Here is a 2,337-nt window from a genome sequence, read left to right as displayed (position 1 = left end):
TTATGGTGGAAATCTATTTGTGAAGAAATAAATCATTTTATCCTATACGATGAAAATGGGATATTTCGGTATTTTTATAGTTAGGAAAAAGTTATTCTAAAAGGAGTAAGTTGGGGGAATCATAGACGCAAGAAAAAGAAACCGAAACAAATAAGAAAGGAAGCTGTTCAGATAAAACCGATAGTAGAAGAAAAACCACTAAAGAAGAGTAGCAACAAGTTAGTTGATATTCTCCTAGGTATTCTTCTTTTCCAAATTTTTATATGGGCTGTCTTGGAAGGTTCTACAACACAAGTAAGCAAAGGGAAGACGTTCCTTATTATCGTTTTCTTTCTCTTAATTGCAATAGGGTTATCTATGATAGGAAACAAATAAGGGGGAGTTCAGATGTTTAAGAAGAAGGAGAAAAAAAACATTTACGTTAGACTGGTAAACACACAAGGGGAAATCATTCGAGAGTTTAATTGTACAGAAAAAGACTTGCGAAAAGTAAAAGAAAATGGTGCTGAAATTCGTTTGGTTAGAGATAAGTCATATGAGATGGTAGCAACCGATGAACAATTAGAAAAACTAGCAAGAGCTGAAGCAGAAATCGAAGCGGAAATTAAGGCATGGGAAGATGCTTTAAATGAGAGCTTGGATGAACGCGAAGAAAGAGAAGCGAGACAGAAAGAATTGAAAGAAAAGAATAAATGGAGTACAAAGAAGAAAGTAATCGTATTTGGACTGATATTTTTTGTGTTTATTGGATTACCTATTATCGAAGGGTATCAAAATAGTAAATTAGTTGAAGAAGGTACATCATTAAATGCAGAAATTGTAGGTAGGCACGTAGAGGAGGAATTTATATTTACACACCCCACACTAGTAGTTGAGGTAGATGGTAAAAAGCATAATGTATGGGTAAGTGAAGAGACATATAACGGAGCAGAGTGGTTAGGTAGACTAAAAGTCATCAAAACAAAAGATGGTAAAGTTGAGAAAGACCCTAGATATGAGGGTGAAGACTTAATTACGAGTTATTAAGCAGTATGTTTTTAGTATTCGCTTCTCTCAAATTAAATAACATTATTATTTGCAAAAATCGAATCCATTAAAATAAAAAACAAATTTTAAATAACTGTAATAACCTCCTAGCATATTGTCGATGGGAGGTTATCAACTTTCTGAAGATACAATTGTGATAACAGTAACGTTTTTACTAAGTGAGTGCAATTTCAGAGAAACAAAAATAGAGTATGAGGGATATGGTTAAGTGAAAGAGAGAAGAATATTTAGAGCTTTTGAGGAGAAAGAAGGCTATTTGAACTATCAAAAGCATTCTGATTATGTACGGTAATTAATGTAGTGATGATATACATAAAAGATTATCTAAATTTAGTTACACAAAGATGAATGTACTTGAAAAATTAGGAATGTAATGGGATTTTAGTGAATGAAAATTATTTAAACTGTATAGAAGGTGAAAAACTGAATGTGGAACATAAAAGAAGAAGATTTAGATGGATTTCGAGTAACATGTAGCAGCCGTTTAAGTCCTGAGGGTGCTTTAGGTTTTATGATAGGAACAATAGTGTACGTTTCAGTTATGATGTTTTTTCTTATTGGTACTTTAGTAACCTTTGGTTGGGACTACTATACTAGTTTATTTGAGAAAACAATTGTTAAAATTGAACTTGTGCTATATAGCTTGCAAATAATTTTTTTAATTCTATATTCATTTCCAAAAGCTCGATTTAAATTTCAAGAGTTCCAAACGATTGTCGTATTATTATATGCATTTCAATTAGGTACAATATTATTCACAGCTCTGATTCTTCCTGGAATGTCTGATTATACAATCGACGGAATTACATTAGTATATGTAGGTTTCTTATTTTTAGGAGCAGTGATTGTTCATATTGTGACAACGATTGATACGTTTAAACAGGCAAGTGAAGGTGCATTTAGTATGAATGAAAGATCCTCTTCCTTTTTTAGTAAAACAAAAGAGACTATGATGAAAGTGGCTTCAATATACGCATTAATCCTACTTATTTTGATTTATTTTCATAATGATTATACGTTTGATACTTTTATTGGATATGTAATAGGTACTGTTTTACTATATACAGTAGCCGTTGGTGCAGCAGAATTCCAGCTATTGGTGTACTGTAGATTCAAATTTAAATCATTTAATATGACTTGGGAAGAAAATGAGAGAATGCGTGGGAGAACTCGAAAACAAAATAAAAAATTCAAAACGAAAAGTAAATAAGGGTGAAATAGAATTTAAGTGTATGAGAATTATTTAAACTATATAGAAGGTGAAAAACTGAATGTGGAATATAAGAGAAG

At 31.6% G+C, this 2,337-nt stretch carries 3 protein-coding genes; all 3 read left to right on the top strand.

Annotation, left to right across the window (positions count from 1 at the left end; genetic code table 11):
* The first annotated feature begins 93 nt into the window (after nt 1-93).
* Nucleotides 94-375 (top strand): hypothetical protein, encoded by a 282-nt coding sequence (locus tag ACQGS6_RS26755; RefSeq protein ID WP_074595851.1) that lies wholly within the window; start codon nt 94-96, stop codon nt 373-375.
* A 12-nt stretch (nt 376-387) separates the two neighbouring features.
* On the top strand, nt 388-1,026 hold the full coding sequence (locus tag ACQGS6_RS26750; protein ID WP_000473564.1) for a hypothetical protein: 639 nt from the start codon (nt 388-390) through the stop codon (nt 1,024-1,026).
* A gap of 448 nt (nt 1,027-1,474) precedes the next feature.
* Entirely contained in the window at nt 1,475-2,257 is a 783-nt protein-coding gene (locus ACQGS6_RS26745; RefSeq protein ID WP_000267104.1) for a hypothetical protein, read from the top strand.
* The last annotated feature ends 80 nt before the right edge of the window (nt 2,258-2,337 follow it).

It is taken from the genome of Bacillus sp. GMs2/2 (assembly GCF_050172095.1).
GTDB classification, from domain to species: domain Bacteria; phylum Bacillota; class Bacilli; order Bacillales; family Bacillaceae_G; genus Bacillus_A; species Bacillus_A cereus.
This window is presented reverse-complemented; position numbering and strand designations above follow the sequence as displayed.